The sequence below is a fragment of the Pseudomonas soli genome, assembly GCF_021283165.2.
Lineage (GTDB): Bacteria > Pseudomonadota > Gammaproteobacteria > Pseudomonadales > Pseudomonadaceae > Aquipseudomonas > Aquipseudomonas soli.
This window is the reverse complement of record NZ_CP128543.1, coordinates 614,386-630,490: the sequence shown is the minus strand read 5'-3', so window position 1 is coordinate 630,490 and position 16,105 is coordinate 614,386. Positions and strand designations below refer to the sequence as shown.

Below are 16,105 nucleotides of genomic sequence, written 5' to 3'. Positions count from 1 at the left end.
ATGCCCTCTCGTCTCACTCTCCGCTGGCAACCCCGCCAGCTGATCGCGGCCACAAGCTTCATCCTGCTCGTCGCCTGCGCCGAGAAACCCACCGCCGCCGATGCCCTGCCGCTGGCACCCGCCCAGCCTGCACCCGTCGTTACGCTACCCGGCGCCACGCCCGATAGCAGCAGCGAAATCCAGCCCCTGCAGACCTTCGCCCAATGGCAGGCCGGTTTCCGCGAGCAAGCCCTGCAAGCCGGGATCAGCGTCAGCCTGTTCGACCGCGCCTTCCTCGGCGTCACTCCGGACATGGACGTGATCAAGGCCGACCGCAGCCAACCGGAGTTCAGCCGCCCGGTCTGGGAATACCTGGACGGTGCCCTGTCGCCGCTGCGCGTACGCAACGGCAAGAAACTGCTCGAACAGAATGCCGAGCTGTTGACCCGCATCGAGCAACGCTACGGCGTCGACCGCCAGGTGCTGGTTTCGGTGTGGGGCATGGAGAGCAACTTCGGCCAGTTTCAGGGCAGCAAGTCGGTGATCCGTTCGCTGGCCACCCTGGCCTATGAAGGCCGCCGCCCACAGTTCGCCCAGGACCAGCTGATCGCCGCCCTGCAGATCCTGCAAAACGGCGACATCCAGCCTGACGCGATGCGCGGTTCCTGGGCCGGCGCCATGGGCCAGACCCAGTTCATCCCGACCACCTACCTCACTCACGCGGTGGATTTCGACGGTGATGGTCGCCGTGACATCTGGAACAGCACCGCTGACGCCCTGGCATCCACCGCGCACTACCTGCAGGCCTCCGGCTGGAAGCGTGGCCAACCTTGGGGCTTCGAGGTACAGGTACCTGCCGGTTTCGACTGGTGGCTGGCCGATGGCAGCCAGCGCAAGAGCGTCAGCGAATGGTTGCAGCTGGGCGTGAAACTGCCCGCCGGCACCGCATTGCCCGCTGGCAGCAACCAGCTGTCCGCTGCCCTGCTGCTTCCCGCTGGTGCCCGTGGGCCGGCGTTCCTGGTGCTGGACAACTTCCGCGCGATCCTCAAGTACAACAACTCGTCCTCCTACGCGCTGGCGGTGAGCCTGCTGGGGGATCGCTTCTACGGTTGGGGGTTCATTGCCGGCAGCTGGCCGAAAGAAGACCTGCCGCTAAGCCGCAGCGAACGTATCGAGCTGCAGACCTTGCTCAACGCCAGTGGCCATGAGGCAGGCAATCCCGACGGGATCATCGGTGCCAATACCCGCAAGGCCATTCGCAATGCGCAGCAGGCGCAGGGCTGGCCGGCGGATGGTTATCCGACGCACAAGCTGCTCGACAGCCTGCGTCGCTAGAACGTATCGGGGCCGCAAAGCGGCCCCAACTGTTTCAGGCTTTGAACAAGGCCTGTTCGAGCACCAGCCGCTTTTCTCCCGCTTCAAGCCTGACCCTCGCCCCCAACGGCAGGCACACATTCGGGTCACAATGCCCGCTACGCCACCCCGCCAGCACCGGCACCCCGAGCGGGCCGAAGATATCCAGCAGCAAGGGCGTCATGGCCGCGACCGTGATCCCGGCAAAATCCCCCACCAGTACACCACGCACGCCCGCGAGCTTGCCGGCCAGGCGCAATTGGGTCAGCAGGCGGTCGACACGATAGAGCGGCTCGTTGACGTCCTCGATGAACAGGATGCTGCCCTGAGTGTCGACTTCGCCCAAGGTCGCCAATGTTGCCCCAAGCACCGACAGGTTGCCGCCAACCAACCTGCCACTGGCCACTCCGGGAATGATTCCGGTCAGCGCAAAAGCCGCCGGATGGGCAATCTCGTCCCCCGCCACTACCTGCCCGCCAAGCTGGTCGAACAATGAGCGTACGGTCGGCTCCAGCTTCGCTCCCAGCAAGTCGGCATTGAGCATCGCCCCATGGAAGGTCACCAACCCCGCATGCCGGTTGATCGCCGTATGCAAGGCGGTGATATCGCTGTAGCCCACCAGTGGCTTGGGGTGACGGCGGATCAGGTCGAAGTCGATACGGTCCAGCAGGCGCATGCTGCCGTAGCCCCCGCGCATGCACAGGATCGCGTCGATGTCCGGGTCACGGAACGCGTCATGCAGGTCTCGCAGGCGCTGCTCATCGCTGCCCGCCAGGTAGCCGTCCGCCTGCAGCACCCCGGGGTAGATCCGGCACTGGTGCCCACGCTTCTCGAACCATTGGCGAGCCTTGTCGGTATCGAGCCGCGCCGGGCCAGCCGGGGCGATGATGGCGAAACGGGCGTTGCCAGGCAGTGCCTTGGGCAACAGGGGGTCAGCGGTCTCCAGGCAATTCATCGCGCCACTCCTTGCAGCTCGTCGCTTGAAACATGCAGCTCAAAAAAATGCCGATGCCGCCTTCCGGCGCGCATCGGCATATCCCGCTCAAGCCCGACTCAGAGCTTGATCTTGGCTTCGTGAGCTTGCTGGTCGGCGTGGTACGACGAGCGTACCAGAGGACCGGAGGCGACGTTCTTGAAGCCCATCTTGTAACCTTCCTCGGCGAACCAGGCGAAGGTGTCCGGGTGCACGAAGCGCTGTACTGGCAAGTGGTTGCGCGACGGCTGCAGGTACTGGCCGAGGGTGAGCATGTCGATATCGTGCTCGCGCATGCGGTGCATCACCTCGATGACCTCCTCGTCGGTCTCGCCCAGCCCCAGCATCAGGCCGGACTTGGTCGGTACGTGCGGGACCATTTGCTTGAACTTCTGCAGCAGGTCCAGCGACCAGTCGTAGTCCGAGCCCGGGCGTGCCGCCTTGTACAGGCGCGGCACTGTCTCGAGGTTGTGGTTGAATACGTCCGGCGGGGTCTGTGCGGTAATTTCCAGCGCCACGTCCATACGGCCGCGATAGTCCGGCACCAGGGTCTCAAGCTGCACGCCCGGCGACAGCGCGCGGATCTCGCGGATGCAGTCGGCGAAGTGCTGGGCACCGCCATCACGCAGGTCGTCGCGGTCCACCGAGGTGATCACCACGTACTTCAGGCGCAGGTCGGCGATGGCCACGGCAAGGTTCTTCGGCTCGTCGACATCCAGCGGCTTCGGCCGGCCGTGACCGACGTCGCAGAACGGGCAGCGGCGGGTGCAGATGTCGCCCATGATCATGAAGGTGGCGGTACCGCCAGAGAAGCACTCACCCAGGTTCGGGCAGGAAGCTTCTTCGCATACGCTGTGCAGCTTGTGCTTGCGCAGCAGTTGCTTGATGCGGTCGACTTCCGGGGAAACCGGAATGCGCACGCGGATCCAGTCGGGCTTTTTCGGCAGCTCTTCGGTGGGGATGATCTTCACCGGGATACGTGCCACCTTGTCGGCGCCACGCAGCTTCACGCCGGCTTCCACTTTCTTGGGAGCAGGGCGCGGGGTGACGTCTTGCGTCGAGATCAGGTTCGGCACGGTTTCTTGCACAGTTGTCATAATCAGTCGATTCCGCCCGTCAGGGTCGTCTGCTCAGCATAGTCGAGGTGCTTGACCAGCTGTCCGCGCAGCCTTGTCCTGACCTCAGTGAGTTCGATCGGACCTGCCAGGTCGCGCAGCTGGGTCATGGCCAGCCCCGCATACCCACAGGGGTTGATTCGGCGGAATGGCGCAAGGTCCATGTCCACGTTCAGGGCAAGGCCGTGGAACGAACGGCCATTGCGGATTCGAAGGCCAAGGGACGCGATCTTCGCGCCATCGACATAGACGCCCGGAGCGTCGGGTTTGGCCACCGCTTGCACGCCATAGCTGGCGAGCAGGTCTATGAGGGTCTGCTCGATGCGACTGACCAGCTCGCGTACGCCGATACTCAGGCGGCGCACATCCAGCAGCAGGTAGGCCACCAGCTGGCCGGGGCCATGGTAGGTGACCTGTCCGCCGCGGTCGGTCTGCACCACCGGTATCTCGCCGGGCACCAGTAGGTGTTCGGCCTTGCCGGCCTGGCCCTGGGTGAACACCGGAGGATGCTCGACCAGCCAGACTTCGTCCAGGCTGTCCGGGCCGCGCTGCTCGGTAAAGCGACGCATGGCCTCCAGCACCGGTTCATAGGGCTGCAGGCCAAGATCGCGAAAACCGAGGCAAGCGGGCATCACAGCACCATTTTCACGATGCCGGTAGCGCGCAAGGCGCTGTTGATGTCGTGCAACTGGTCCTCACCGGTGGCAACGATATGCAGTTGCACCGTGGTGTACTTGCCTTCCTTGCTCTGGCGTTCGGCCAGCGTCGAGAGGTCGACCTTGGCGTACTTGCTGAGAATTTCGATTACCGTGTCCTTGAAACCGACAACGGTGTCACCGATCACCTTGATCGGGTAATCCTCGCAGGGGAATTCGATCTTGTGCGACTTGACGTCTTCTTCGCTCATGGCGGAAACGGCCTCGTAAGCCGTGGCAGCAGCGCCCCCGCCTGGTTCACGGGGGCGTGCAAGTCACGTATCAGTTGAACAAACCGTAGAAGAACAGGCGGATGCTGTCCCACATGCGGCCGAAGAAACCTGCTTCCTCGACGCCGTCCAGGGCGATGAGGTCGGCACTGTGAACCACTTTCTCATCCAGTTTGACTTCCACTTTGCCGATGACGTCACCTTTGGCAATCGGAGCGGTCAGTTGCGGGTTCATGGTCATCGACGCCTGGAGGCGTTTCAATTGGCCTTTAGGCATGGTCATGGTCAGGTCGTTGGCCAGGCCGGCCTTGACCTGGTTGGTCGCGCCTTTCCAAACCTGGGCTTGAGTCAGCTCGGTACCCTTCTGGTAGAAGGTCTGGGTTTCAAAGAAGCGGAAACCGTAGGTCAGCAGCTTCTGGGTCTCGGCGGCGCGGGACTGCTCGCTGTTGGTGCCAAATACCACGGCGATCAGGCGCTGGCCGTCACGCACAGCCGAGGCGACCATGCAGTAGCCGGCTTCGTCGGTGTGGCCGGTCTTCAGGCCGTCGACGGTCTTGTCGCGCCACAGCAGCAGGTTGCGGTTAGGCTGCTTGATGTTGTTCCAGAAGAACTCTTTCTGCGAATAGATGGCGTAGTGCGCCGGATCTTCGTTGATGATCGCGCGCGCCAGCAGGGCCATGTCGTGGGCCGAGGAGTAGTGCTCCGGGTTCGGCAGGCCGGTGGGGTTCATGAAGTGGCTGTTGGCCATGCCCAGGTCGGTGGCGGTCTTGTTCATCATGTCGGCGAAGGCATCTTCGCTGCCGGCGATGTGCTCGGACAGGGCGACCGATGCGTCATTGCCGGACTGGATGATGATGCCGTGCAGCAGGTCGCTGACGGTCACCTGGCTGCCAACCTTGATGAACATGCGCGAACCGCCGGTGCGCCAGGCGTTCTCACTGACGGTCACCGGGTCGTTCTCGCCAATCTGGCCACGACGAATGTCCAGGGTGGCGATGTAGGCGGTCATCAGCTTGGTCAGGCTGGCTGGCGGCAGGCGCTCGTCACCGTTGTTCTCGACCAGCACGTTGCCGCTGGACGCGTCCATGAGTACGTAGGACTTGGCGGCCAGTTGCGGTGGTGCCGGCATCATCTGCTCCGCTGCGAAGGCAGCAGGCGTGATCATCAGCAGAACAGGCAGGCAAAGTCGTTTGGCAAGGTTGGTGATGTTCATCCGTCTCTCGTAAATCGCTAATGGTCTGATGTTCCGTGGGCAAGTTCATTTGCCCAGCGCCCCGTCAGTCTAGTTTTATGGCCTGTGGCCTGGCCCAGAAAGTGCGGCGTAATGCCGCTGCGGGCAAAAGCGGCATTGTACATACCTACGACCGGCAATTCATGAACAAACCGACAGGTCGGTGTGCTGATTCATTGCGGGGCATACCCGCTCCCACGCCGTTCGGACCACCTGGCATGGGCGCGGGTTCGCTGCGCGATGCCGCTCAGTCAGTCACGACTTTCGCCTGGCCTAGATTGGCCAGGCGAATGCTGTCCTGTGCCTGCTGGATCTCGCCCTGGCTGTTGATCGGCCCCAGGCGCACTCGATGCAGGGTCTGCTGGTTACGCACCACGGAGCTGATGAATACTGGTGCGCTGACCATGGTGCTCAGCTTCGAGCGGAGCAATTCAGCGGCGTCCGGGTTGGCGAACGCGCCCACTTGCAAGATGCTGCCGCCGCTGGCATTCGGCACATTGTTTCCGCCCACCTGCACCGGCACCACGGGCGCCGCGTGTTGCTGCGGCGGCGGGGTCCACTGCTCGACACGCCCGGTGCTGGCGGGAATCGGCTGGGCCTGAGCGACCTGCGGCTCCTTGAGCACCATCGGCGGCTGCTGGCCACGCTGGGCCCACCATTGTTGCGGGTCGATGCCCTCGACGCGCACGTGGGCGGTGCCGATCTCGGCATAGCCAAGCTTCTTCGCCGCCGCGTAGGACAGATCGATGATCCGGTCGGAGTAGAACGGACCACGGTCGTTGACTCGCAGAATCACACTACGCCCGTTGGCCAGGTTGGTCACCCGCACGTAGGCCGGCAGCGGCAGGGTCTTGTGCGCCGCGCTCATGCCGTAGAGGTCATAGAGCTCGCCGTTGGCAGTGTTCTGGCCATGGAACTTGGTGCCATACCACGACGCGGTACCCTCGGCGCGGTAGTTGCGCGAGTCCTGCATCGGGTAGTAGGTCTTGCCCAGCACCGTATACGGGTTGGCCTTGTAGTTGCCGGTGTGCACGGTCGGCGTGGCGTCGGGGATCTTGTTGACGTCCACGTCCCACCAGGGCGCGCCATCCTTGTGGGCACGGTTGATGTCCAGGCCCGGTTGCGCACGCACGGTGTTGCCGCTCTGCGGGGTGGAGGGCCGGCTCGACGAGCAACTGGCCAGCACCAGGCCGACGGCGACGCAGGTCAGCAGTTTTGCGGTATTTACAGTGAAGATTTCGCGCATTTACTTGACGCCCCGTGCCAGAACCAGCTGTTCCGAAAGCTGATGCACCGCCATGGCATACATCACGCTGCGGTTGTAGCGAGTGATCGCGTAGAAATTCTTCAGGCCCATCCAATACTCAGGGCCGTATTCACCTTCCAGGCGGAAGGCGGTGACCGGCAGATCATCGCGCAGCGCATCATGACTCGACCAGCCCAGCGCCCGCAACTGCGCGACCGTCTTCACCGGCTCGATGCCGCTGGTCAGGCCTTCGTCGGCGCGCTCGCCACGCACGGTGGCACGGCTGACCACAGGCTCCCCGGCCACCCAGCCGTGGCGCTTGAAGTAGCTGGCGACACTGCCGATGGCATCGTCCGGGTTGTTCCAGATATTGATGTGCCCGTCGCCGTCGAAGTCCACGGCATAGGCTCGGAAGCTGCTCGGCATGAACTGCGGCAGGCCCATGGCGCCGGCGTAGGAGCCCTTGAGCGTGAGCGGGTCAAGTTGCTCTTCGCGGGCCAGCAGAAGGAATTCGCGCAGCTCCTTGCGGAAGAATTCGGCGCGTGGCGGGTAATCGAAGCCCAGCGTGGACAGCGCGTCGATGACGCGATAGTTGCCGGTATTGCGGCCGAAGAAGGTTTCCACCCCGATGATCGAGACAATCACCTGCGCCGGCACGCCGTATTCCTGCTCGGCGCGGGCCAGCACGGCCTCGTGCTGGCGCCAGAAGTCCACGCCACGGGCGATGCGCGCATCGGTAATGAACATCGGGCGGTATTCCTTCCACGGCTTGACCCGTTCGGCCGGCCGCGAGATCGCGTCGAGGATCGCCTGCTTGCGCTGCACCTCACGGAACACATCCATCAGTTGCTCGCCGGCAAAGCCGTAGTCGCGAGTCATCTCGCCAACGAACTCGGCCACTTGTGGCGAACCATCATAGTCACCGGCATTGGCCTGCTGGACTGCGCCGAGCAGACCCAACGCGCCGAACCACGGCGCCAGGCGGGCAGCCCAGCCACGCACTGCTTGCATGAAATTCTTCACCTTTTTCAAACCTGTGCGATCCATTTGCGGTGCGTATGGATCGACATCAGAACGCCAAACGCTGACAGCAGCGTCACCAACGAAGTTCCGCCATAGCTGATAAAGGGCAGCGGCACGCCCACCACGGGCAGAAGGCCGCTGACCATACCGATATTGACGAACACATAAACAAAGAAGGTCATGGTCAGGCTGCCCGCGAGCAGCTTGCCGAACAGGGTTTGGGCCTGGGCGGTGATCATCAGCCCGCGGCCGATCAACAGGATGTAGATCAGCAGCAGCAGGCAGATGCCAACCAGGCCGAACTCCTCGCCGAGCACGGCGATGATAAAGTCGGTGTGGCTCTCGGGCAGGAAGTCCAGGTGCGACTGGGTGCCCAGCAGCCAGCCCTTGCCGAACACGCCGCCCGAACCGATGGCCGCCTTCGACTGGATGATGTTCCAGCCGGTGCCCAGCGGGTCGCTTTCCGGATCGAGGAAGGTCAGCACGCGCTGTTTCTGGTAGTCATGCATGACGAAGAACCACATTGCCACCGCCACCGGCACCGCCGCCGCGATCACGCTGACGATCCAGCGCCAGCGCAGCCCGCCCATGAACAGGACGAAGGCGCCGGAGGCGAGGATCAGCAGCGCCGTGCCCAGGTCGGGCTGACGCACGATGAGGATGAATGGCACGCCGATCAGGATCAGGCTGATCGCCACATGCTTGAGGTGCGGCGGCAAGGTGCGCTTGGACAGGTACCAGGCGATGGTCGCCGGCATGATGATCTTCATGAATTCCGAGGGCTGGAAGCGGATCACCCCGGGAATGTTGATCCACCGCGTGGCGCCCATGGCGTTGTGGCCCATGACGTCAACCACGATCAACAGGAATACCCCGGCCAGGTACGCCAGCGGCACCCAACGCGCCATGAAGCGCGGCTCGAGTTGGGCGATGATGAACATCGACACCAGGCCGATGCCGAATGAGCTGGCCTGCTTCATCAGCAGGTCCCAGTTCTTGCCGCTGGCCGAATACAGCACGAACAGGCTGCCGGCGGCGAGCGTCAGCAGGATAAGCAGCAAGGGACCGTCGATATGGATGCGCTGCAGGAAGCTGGCGCGCCTGCGCATCACGTCCTCGCTGGAGAGCATGCGGTCGAAGTTGTTCTTCACGGGGCCGATTCCTGGGCGACTGTGGCGGGGGCGAACTCGGGCTTGAGCCGGCCATTCTCGTCAAGCAGCCAGGCATCCATGACCTGACGTACCACGGGGGCAGCGACGCCGGATCCGGACTCGCCGTTCTCGACCATCACCGAGACCACGATCCTGGGGGCGTCGGCCGGGGCGAAGGCGACAAACAGGGCGTGGTCGCGGTGGCGTTCCTGGAGTTTGTTGCGGTCGTACTTCTCGCCTTGCTTGATCGCCACTACCTGGGCGGTACCGCTCTTGCCAGCGATGCGGTACTGAGAGCCGATTGCGGCCTTGCGGGCGGTGCCGCGGGCGCCGTGCATCACCTGCTCCATGCCATGGGTGACCCGGGCCCAGTCGGACTTGTCGCGCAGTACGATGTTTTCCATGGGGTTCTCGTCCACCGGCGGTTGGCCTTCGATGGTCTTGGCCAGGTGCGGGCGGTTCCACACGCCCTTGTTGGCGATCAGCGCGGTGGCCTGGGCCAACTGCAGCGGTGTGGTCTGCATATAGCCCTGGCCGATGCCGAGGATCAGCGTTTCGCCGGGGAACCAGGCCTGGCGGCGGGTCGCGCGTTTCCACTCACGAGACGGCATCAAGCCGGGCGACTCCTCGAACATGTCCAGGGCGACCTTCTGCCCGATACCAAACTTGTTCATATAGCTGGACAGCCGATCGATGCCCATTTTGTGTGCAAGATCGTAGAAATATGTGTCATTTGACCGCATGATCGCCACATCCAGGTCAACCCAGCCATCGCCGGTACGGTTCCAGTTGCGGTATTTGTGATCGTAGTTGGGCAGTTGGTAGTAACCCGGGTCGAACACCCGGCTGCCCGCCGTCACCACGCCACTGTCGAGCCCGGCGATCGCCACCGCCGGCTTGATGGTCGAGCCCGGCGGGTAGAGGCCGCGCAGCACGCGGTTGAACAGCGGCCGGTCGATCGAGTCGCGCAGTTCGGCGTAGGCCTTGAAACCGATGCCGGTAACGAACAGGTTGGGGTCGAAACTCGGCTGGCTGACCATCGCCAACACTTCGCCGGTGCGCGGATCGAGGGCGACGATGGCGCCACGGCGCCCGCCCAACGCCTGCTCGGCGGCCTCCTGCAGCTTGATGTCGAGGCTCAGGACAATATCCTTGCCCGGCTTCGGATCGGTGCGTTTGAGCACCCGCAGCACCCGGCCCCGAGCGTTGGTCTCGACTTCCTCGTAGCCCACCTGGCCATGCAGTTCGTCTTCGTAGAAGCGCTCGATGCCGGTCTTGCCGATATGGTGGGTGCCGCTGTAGTTCACCGGGTCGAGGGTCTTGAGTTCCTTCTCGTTGATTCGCCCGACATAGCCCACCGAATGGGCGAAGTGCGCGCCCTGGGGATAGTGACGAACCAACTGCGCCGCCACCTCTACCCCAGGCAGGCGGAACTGGTTGACCGCGATGCGGGCGATCTGCTCTTCATTGAGCTCGAACAGGATCGGCACCGGCTCGAACGGCCTGCGCCCCTGCTTCATGCGCTTCTCGAACAGGGCACGGTCGTCAGGGGTGAGCTCGAGCACCTCGACGATCACGTCCAGCACATCCTGCCATTTGCCCGCGTTGCCAGCGCGTTCGCGGGTCATCACCAGGCTGAAGCTGGGGCGGTTGTCGGCCACCACCACGCCGTTGCGGTCGAAGATCAGCCCGCGTGTCGGCGGGATCGGCTGCACATGCACCCGGTTGTTCTCCGACAGCGTCGAGTGATAGTCGTACTGGATGACCTGCAGGTAATACAGCCGGGCGATCAATACGCAGACGAGCAGCACCACCGCCACGGCGCCCACGACGACGCGGTTGCGCACCAGGCGGGCGTCTTTCTCGTGGTCCTTGAGGCGGATCTGCTGCGGCATCGGACAGGCTTACAGGTTCATTTGTGGTAGGGATGCCCGGACAACACGGTCCAGGCGCGGTAGATCTGCTCGCCGATGAGTATCCTTACCAACGGGTGCGGCAATGTCAGCGGCGACAACGACCAGCGCTGCTCGCTGCGTGCGCAGACTTCCGGCGCCAGCCCTTCCGGGCCGCCCACCATCAGGTTGACCGTACGCGCATCCAGGCGCCAACGGTCCAGCTCGCCCGCCAGTTGCTCGGTACTCCAGGGCTTGCCATGGACCTCGAGGGTGACGATGCGTTCCCCGGGCTGCACCTTGCTCAGCATCGCCTCGCCCTCCTGACGGATCAGGCGGGCGACGTCGGCGTTCTTGCCGCGGGTGTTCAGCGGGATTTCCACCAGCTCCAGCGCAAGCTCCGGGGGCAGGCGCTTGGCATATTCATGCCAGCCTTCCTCGACCCACTTGGGCATGCGCGAGCCGACCGCGATCAGGCGCAGACGCACGACGCTTCCTTATTCCCGGTCCTTGAGCTTGTCGGAGTACTCGTGAGCGTGCTCCGGGCTGTGGTGCTTGCCGTCGTTGGCGCGGCTCTGCTCGGCGCCCAGCCACAGGCGTTCCAGGTCGTAGAACTGGCGGGCGGCGGCGGTCATCATGTGCACGATGACGTCGTTCAGGTCCAGCAGCACCCAGTCGCTGTCGCCCTTGCCTTCTTCGCCCAATGGCTGTGCGCCCTTGGCCTTGACCGCTTCACGGACCTTTTCCAGCATCGCGTTGATCTGGCGGTTGGAAGTACCGGTGGCGATGATCATGTAGTCGGTCAGGCTGTGCTTTTCACGCACGTCGATGACCTGGATGTCCTGGGCCTTGACGTCTTCCAGCGCGGCCTTGGTCAGTTCGACCAGTTCTTCGCCGCTGATGCCGTTGATTTTCTGCTTGGTCATATAAAACTCGTTCAACTCATTGATTGAGGCGCCCATGGGCGCCGTCAGTTGGACGCACGATACAGGTCGTGCGCCTCGATATAGGCCAGTACTGCGTCCGGCACCAGAAACCGCACCGACTTGCCGCTGGCCAGCAGCTGTCGGATCTGCGTGGCGGACACCGCGAGCGGGGTCTGCCAGACGAACGAAATGTGCCCCGCCGGGCCGGACATGGCGGTGGGATCGCTCTCCGAGCGCGCCGCCAGCAGGTTGCGCAGCTCGTCAGGGGGTTCGACATCGGCATCCGGGCGTTGCAGCACCAGGATGTGACAGTGTTGCAGCAGCTCTTCCCAGCGATGCCAGCTGGGCAGGCCGCAGAATGCGTCCCAGCCCAGCACCAGGAACAACTGGTCGTGCGCGTTCAGTTCGCCGCGGATCGACTCCAGCGTGTCGATGGTGTACGACGGTTTGTCGCGGGCCAGCTCGCGGGCATCCACGCTCAGGCGCTCGACGCCCTGCACGGCGCCGCGCACCATGGCCAGGCGATCCTGCGCAGCCACCAGCGGAGTGTCGCGGTGCGGCGGCCGGGCGTTGGGCAGCAGGCGCAGTTCGTCCAGGCACATGAATTCGGCCACTTCCAGCGCACTGCGCAGGTGACCGATATGCACCGGGTCGAAGGTGCCGCCGAGAATGCCGACGCGCCGGACTGCGACAGGGTTGCTCAACTCAGCACGGCTCCTGGCCGCGCAGCTGGCCATCGCCGATCACCACGTACTTCTCGCAGGTCAGGCCTTCCAGGCCGACCGGGCCGCGGGCATGCAGCTTGTCGGTGGAGATACCGATTTCCGCGCCCAGACCGTATTCAAAGCCGTCGGCGAAGCAGGTCGGGGTGTTGAGCATGACCGACGCCGAGTCGACCTCGGCCATGAAGCGCCGGGCCTGGCCCTGGTGCTCGGTGATGATCGAATCGGTGTGGTGCGAGCCATAGTGGTTGATGTGCTCGATGGCCTGTTCCAGGCCGTCGACCACGCGAATCGACAGGATCGCGTCGAGGTATTCGGTGTGCCAGTCGTCTTCGCTGGCCGGCTTGGCGTCGATGAACGCCCGGGTGCGCTCGCAACCGCGCAGTTCGACGCCCTTGTCCTGGAAACGGCGGGCCATTTCCGGCAGGAAGCGCTCGGCCACCGACTGGTCCACCAGCAGCGTCTCCATGGCGCCGCAGATACCGTAACGGTAGGTCTTGGCATTGAAGGCAACGCGCCAGGCCTTGTCCAGGTCGGCGTGGGCATCGACGAAGATGTGGCAGATACCGTCCAGGTGCTTGATCACCGGTACACGGGCATCGCGGCTGATGCGTTCGATCAGGCCGCGGCCGCCACGGGGCACGATGACATCGACGAATTCCGGCATGCTGATCAGCGCGCCCACGGCTTCACGGTCGGTGGTCTCGACCACCTGCACCACTGCCGGCGGCAGGCCGGCCTCGGCCAGGCCGCGCTGGATGCAGGTGGCGATGGCACGGTTGGAATGGATGGCTTCGGAGCCGCCGCGCAGGATGGTGGCGTTCCCCGACTTCAGGCACAGGCTTGCGGCGTCGATGGTCACGTTGGGGCGCGACTCGTAGATGATGCCGATCACCCCCAGCGGCACGCGCATCTTGCCGACCTGGATCCCCGACGGGCGGTGGCTCATGTCGCGGATGGCGCCGACCGGGTCCGGCAGGCTGGCCACCTGGCGCAAGCCAGTGATCATGCCGTCGATGCGTGCCGGGGTCAGCGCCAGGCGCTCGAGCAGCGCGGGTTCCAGGCCGTTCTTGCGGCCATTGGCCAGGTCCTGTTCGTTGGCTGCGGTGAGCGCGTCGCGGGCCGCGTCGAGAGCGTCGGCGGCGGCCTGCAGGGCGCGGTTCTTCTGCGCGGCGCTGGCACGGCCGATCACCCGCGAGGCCTCACGGGCGGCGCGACCCAGGCGGGTCATGTAGTCAAGAACGGACTCGGTCATGGGTTCGGTGTCTTGGCAAAGGGGAAATCGGCTGATTATAACTGGAGCGCTCGGGTACGCCCAGCGGCGGGTGGCGGATGGTAGAAAATGGCTGCCGCCAATACGTAGGAAAGATGTAACCACCCGTATCGAAACACACCTCAGCGTCATCGCGGTGCAAACCCGCTCCCACGCCCTACGGGGCATGCAGCCATTTCCGTGGGAGCGGGCTTGCCCCGCGACAGCGTCAACTTGATTCAGCCTCGATTAAGCCATTCATTGCTATCATCCCCGCCTTCACAGCCACGAACCGCCCGTATGTCCGCCCCAGCCCCCTGCCCGGCCCGCGCCCTGCCCGACAGTTTCTTCGATCGCGATGCGCAGACCCTCGCCCGCGACCTGCTGGGCAAGGTCATCCGTCACCGCCAGGGCGACCTATGGCTGGCGGCGCGCATCATCGAAACCGAGGCCTACTACCTCACCGACAAGGGCAGCCATGCGTCCCTGGGTTTCACCGAGAAGCGCAAGGCGCTGTTCCTCGGTGGCGGGCATATCTACATGTACTACGCCCGCGGCGGCGACTCACTGAACTTCAGCGCCCAGGGCCCGGGCAACGCGGTGCTGATCAAGTCCGCCTACCCCTGGATCGACACCATCTCTGATGCCAACAGCCTGGCCCGGATGCAACTGAACAACCCCGACGCCAGCGGCAACCTGCGCCCGCCCGAACGCCTGTGCAACGGCCAGACCCTGCTGTGCCGCGCCATGGGCCTGAAGGTGCCGCACTGGGATGCCCGGCGTTTCGACCCCGAGCGCCTGTACGTCGAGGATTGCGGCATCGCGGTCCCCCGGGTGATCCAGACCACCCGCCTGGGCATACCCCATGGCCGCGACGAACATTTGCCCTACCGCTTCGTCGATGCCGATTACGCCCGCCACTGCACCCGAAACCCGCTGCGACGCGGCCAGGTCGAAGGGCAAGACTTCTTCATGCTTGAACAAGGAAACTGAACCATGGGCCAATGGCTGGACAGCCTGACCACCTGGCTTGGCGCCAACCCTCAGTGGCTGGGCCTGGCAATCTTCCTCGTGGCCTGCGTCGAATGCCTGGCCATCGCCGGTATCATCGTGCCCGGCACCGTACTGTTGTTCGCGGTCGCCGTGCTGGCTGGCAGCGGCACCTTCAGCCTGGGCGAAACCCTATTGCTGGGTTTCCTCGGCGGCATGCTCGGCGACGCGATCTCCTACGCCATCGGCAAGTACTTCCACCAGAACATCCGCCGCCTGCCGTTGCTGCGCAGCCACCCGGAGTGGATCGGCAGCGCCGAGGCGTACTTCCAGCGCTATGGTATAGCAAGCCTGCTGGTTGGCCGCTTCATCGGCCCGCTGCGGCCCATGCTGCCGATGGTCGCCGGCATGTTCGACATGCCCCTGCCGCGCTTCATCGCCGTTAGCCTGGTGGCCGGCGCCGGCTGGTCGGTGGCCTACCTGCTGCCCGGCTGGGCCACCGGCGCGGCGATGCGCCTGCCACTGCCGGAAGGCTTCTGGCTGGACGCGGGGATTGTCATGGGCACCCTGGCGGTGCTGATCGGCCTGAGCCTGAGCACCAGCATCCGCGATCAGCGTCACGGCACCCGCCTGATCGCTGCCCTGAGCGGCCTGGCGGTAGCCGCGCTGTTCATCGGCTGGCGCTACTTGAGCGAATTCGACCAGGGCGTCATGACCCTGGTCCAGGAGCACCGCAGCCAGGCCATCGACGGCGCCGTGGTGGTGATCACCCGCCTGGGCGACTTCCGCACCCAGTTCTTCCTCGGCGGCTTGCTCACGGGCCTGCTGCTGCTGGCCCGGCAATGGCGCCATGCGCTGTTCGCCGGCGCGACGCTGATCGGCACAGCCCTGGCCAACGGCACGCTGAAATGGTTGTTCGCCCGCGCCCGCCCCGAGGTGCTGACCGACCCGCTGACCAGCTACAGCATGCCCAGCGGGCATAGCTCGGCATCGTTCGCCTTCTTCCTGGTGCTGGCGGTGCTGGCCGGGCGTGGCCAGCCGCCGCGCATGCGCCTGACCTGGGTGCTGCTGGGATGCATTCCGGCCCTGGCCATCGCGCTGTCGCGGGTATACCTGGGCGCGCACTGGCCGACCGATATCCTCGCCGGCGCGCTGCTGGCATGCTGCGTGTGCGCGCTGAGCCTGACCCTGGTGCAATATCGCCAGCCACTCACCGCGCTGCCGCAGCGGGTATGGTGGCTGGTATTGCCAGCGTGCATCGCGTTGCTGACATTCTTTGCCCTGCACGCGCTGCCCAAGGCGTTGCTGCGCTACCAATACTGACGGC

16 protein-coding genes are annotated in these 16,105 nt (G+C 64.5%); 3 read left to right on the top strand and 13 right to left on the bottom strand.

Annotated elements, in window-relative coordinates:
• Positions 1–1,314 carry a lytic murein transglycosylase gene (locus LU688_RS02835; protein WP_023630276.1) on the top strand — a complete coding sequence of 438 codons (1,314 nt, stop codon included), beginning with the start codon at positions 1–3 and terminating at the stop codon, positions 1,312–1,314.
• Between the two features lie 34 nt (positions 1,315–1,348).
• Here the strand turns inward: LU688_RS02835 and LU688_RS02830 are convergent, their stop codons facing one another.
• From LU688_RS02830 to LU688_RS02770, 13 genes are all read right to left on the bottom strand, one after another.
• Positions 1,349–2,287 (bottom strand): S66 peptidase family protein, encoded by a 939-nt coding sequence (locus tag LU688_RS02830; RefSeq protein ID WP_094012287.1) that lies wholly within the window; start codon positions 2,285–2,287, stop codon positions 1,349–1,351.
• 98 nt (positions 2,288–2,385) lie between these two features.
• The gene (gene lipA / locus LU688_RS02825) at positions 2,386–3,402 is read right to left on the bottom strand and encodes a lipoyl synthase (protein WP_023630274.1); all 1,017 of its coding nucleotides are present in this window, start codon (positions 3,400–3,402) and stop codon (positions 2,386–2,388) included.
• A 2-nt stretch (positions 3,403–3,404) separates the two neighbouring features.
• Complete coding sequence (lipB, locus tag LU688_RS02820) at positions 3,405–4,052, bottom strand: lipoyl(octanoyl) transferase LipB (protein ID WP_023630273.1); 648 nt, start codon at positions 4,050–4,052, stop codon at positions 3,405–3,407.
• Complete coding sequence (locus tag LU688_RS02815; RefSeq protein WP_023630272.1) at positions 4,052–4,327, bottom strand: DUF493 domain-containing protein; 276 nt, start codon at positions 4,325–4,327, stop codon at positions 4,052–4,054. The genes lipB and LU688_RS02815 overlap by 1 nt, the downstream gene beginning before the upstream one ends.
• A gap of 70 nt (positions 4,328–4,397) precedes the next feature.
• Positions 4,398–5,558 (bottom strand): D-alanyl-D-alanine carboxypeptidase family protein, encoded by a 1,161-nt coding sequence (locus tag LU688_RS02810; protein ID WP_023630271.1) that lies wholly within the window; start codon positions 5,556–5,558, stop codon positions 4,398–4,400.
• A 265-nt stretch (positions 5,559–5,823) separates the two neighbouring features.
• The gene (locus tag LU688_RS02805) at positions 5,824–6,822 is read right to left on the bottom strand and encodes a septal ring lytic transglycosylase RlpA family protein (RefSeq protein WP_038707279.1); all 999 of its coding nucleotides are present in this window, start codon (positions 6,820–6,822) and stop codon (positions 5,824–5,826) included.
• The gene (gene mltB, locus LU688_RS02800; RefSeq protein WP_094012327.1) at positions 6,823–7,833 is read right to left on the bottom strand and encodes a lytic murein transglycosylase B; all 1,011 of its coding nucleotides are present in this window, start codon (positions 7,831–7,833) and stop codon (positions 6,823–6,825) included.
• A gap of 17 nt (positions 7,834–7,850) precedes the next feature.
• Positions 7,851–8,954: a rod shape-determining protein RodA gene (gene rodA, locus LU688_RS02795; protein ID WP_052062270.1), complete on the bottom strand. Its 1,104-nt coding sequence runs from the start codon at positions 8,952–8,954 to the stop codon at positions 7,851–7,853.
• Between the two features lie 38 nt (positions 8,955–8,992).
• Positions 8,993–10,891 carry a penicillin-binding protein 2 gene (mrdA, locus tag LU688_RS02790; RefSeq protein WP_104444557.1) on the bottom strand — a complete coding sequence of 633 codons (1,899 nt, stop codon included), beginning with the start codon at positions 10,889–10,891 and terminating at the stop codon, positions 8,993–8,995.
• 17 nt (positions 10,892–10,908) lie between these two features.
• Entirely contained in the window at positions 10,909–11,376 is a 468-nt protein-coding gene (gene rlmH, locus LU688_RS02785; RefSeq protein ID WP_023631106.1) for a 23S rRNA (pseudouridine(1915)-N(3))-methyltransferase RlmH, read from the bottom strand.
• Between the two features lie 9 nt (positions 11,377–11,385).
• On the bottom strand, positions 11,386–11,814 hold the full coding sequence (gene rsfS / locus LU688_RS02780) for a ribosome silencing factor (RefSeq protein WP_031315360.1): 429 nt from the start codon (positions 11,812–11,814) through the stop codon (positions 11,386–11,388).
• 44 nt (positions 11,815–11,858) lie between these two features.
• Entirely contained in the window at positions 11,859–12,551 is a 693-nt protein-coding gene (gene nadD, locus LU688_RS02775; RefSeq protein ID WP_046857282.1) for a nicotinate-nucleotide adenylyltransferase, read from the bottom strand.
• Entirely contained in the window at positions 12,520–13,791 is a 1,272-nt protein-coding gene (locus LU688_RS02770; RefSeq protein WP_094012289.1) for a glutamate-5-semialdehyde dehydrogenase, read from the bottom strand. Before LU688_RS02770 ends, nadD begins: the two co-directional genes overlap by 32 nt.
• A 297-nt stretch (positions 13,792–14,088) precedes the next feature.
• On the opposite strand from LU688_RS02770, the gene LU688_RS02765 reads away from it, so the two are divergent.
• Together LU688_RS02765 and LU688_RS02760 are read left to right on the top strand one after the other, a co-directional pair.
• Positions 14,089–14,781, top strand: a complete 693-nt coding sequence (locus LU688_RS02765; protein ID WP_094012290.1) for a DNA-3-methyladenine glycosylase — start codon at positions 14,089–14,091, stop codon at positions 14,779–14,781.
• Positions 14,782–14,784: 3 nt separating this feature from the next.
• Positions 14,785–16,101, top strand: a complete 1,317-nt coding sequence (locus LU688_RS02760) for a bifunctional DedA family/phosphatase PAP2 family protein (RefSeq protein WP_094012291.1) — start codon at positions 14,785–14,787, stop codon at positions 16,099–16,101.
• Positions 16,102–16,105 lie beyond the last annotated feature (4 nt).

Bases quoted from the DNA above. Each gene is read 5' to 3' on its own strand.
- LU688_RS02770 (WP_094012289.1), bottom strand. From the start codon at position 13,791: ATGACCGAGTCCGTTCTTGACTACATGACCCGCCTGGGTCGCGCCGCC.
- LU688_RS02830 (WP_094012287.1), bottom strand. From the start codon at position 2,287: ATGAATTGCCTGGAGACCGCTGACCCCCTGTTGCCCAAGGCACTGCCT.
- lipA (WP_023630274.1), bottom strand. From the start codon at position 3,402: ATGACAACTGTGCAAGAAACCGTGCCGAACCTGATCTCGACGCAAGAC.
- rodA (WP_052062270.1), bottom strand. From the start codon at position 8,954: ATGCGCAGGCGCGCCAGCTTCCTGCAGCGCATCCATATCGACGGTCCC.
- lipB (WP_023630273.1), bottom strand. From the start codon at position 4,052: ATGCCCGCTTGCCTCGGTTTTCGCGATCTTGGCCTGCAGCCCTATGAA.
- mltB (WP_094012327.1), bottom strand. From the start codon at position 7,833: ATGCAAGCAGTGCGTGGCTGGGCTGCCCGCCTGGCGCCGTGGTTCGGC.
- mrdA (WP_104444557.1), bottom strand. From the start codon at position 10,891: ATGCCGCAGCAGATCCGCCTCAAGGACCACGAGAAAGACGCCCGCCTG.
- LU688_RS02810 (WP_023630271.1), bottom strand. From the start codon at position 5,558: ATGAACATCACCAACCTTGCCAAACGACTTTGCCTGCCTGTTCTGCTG.
- rsfS (WP_031315360.1), bottom strand. From the start codon at position 11,814: ATGACCAAGCAGAAAATCAACGGCATCAGCGGCGAAGAACTGGTCGAA.
- LU688_RS02765 (WP_094012290.1), top strand. From the start codon at position 14,089: ATGTCCGCCCCAGCCCCCTGCCCGGCCCGCGCCCTGCCCGACAGTTTC.
- LU688_RS02815 (WP_023630272.1), bottom strand. From the start codon at position 4,327: ATGAGCGAAGAAGACGTCAAGTCGCACAAGATCGAATTCCCCTGCGAG.
- LU688_RS02805 (WP_038707279.1), bottom strand. From the start codon at position 6,822: ATGCGCGAAATCTTCACTGTAAATACCGCAAAACTGCTGACCTGCGTC.
- LU688_RS02760 (WP_094012291.1), top strand. From the start codon at position 14,785: ATGGGCCAATGGCTGGACAGCCTGACCACCTGGCTTGGCGCCAACCCT.
- LU688_RS02835 (WP_023630276.1), top strand. From the start codon at position 1: ATGCCCTCTCGTCTCACTCTCCGCTGGCAACCCCGCCAGCTGATCGCG.
- nadD (WP_046857282.1), bottom strand. From the start codon at position 12,551: ATGGCCAGCTGCGCGGCCAGGAGCCGTGCTGAGTTGAGCAACCCTGTC.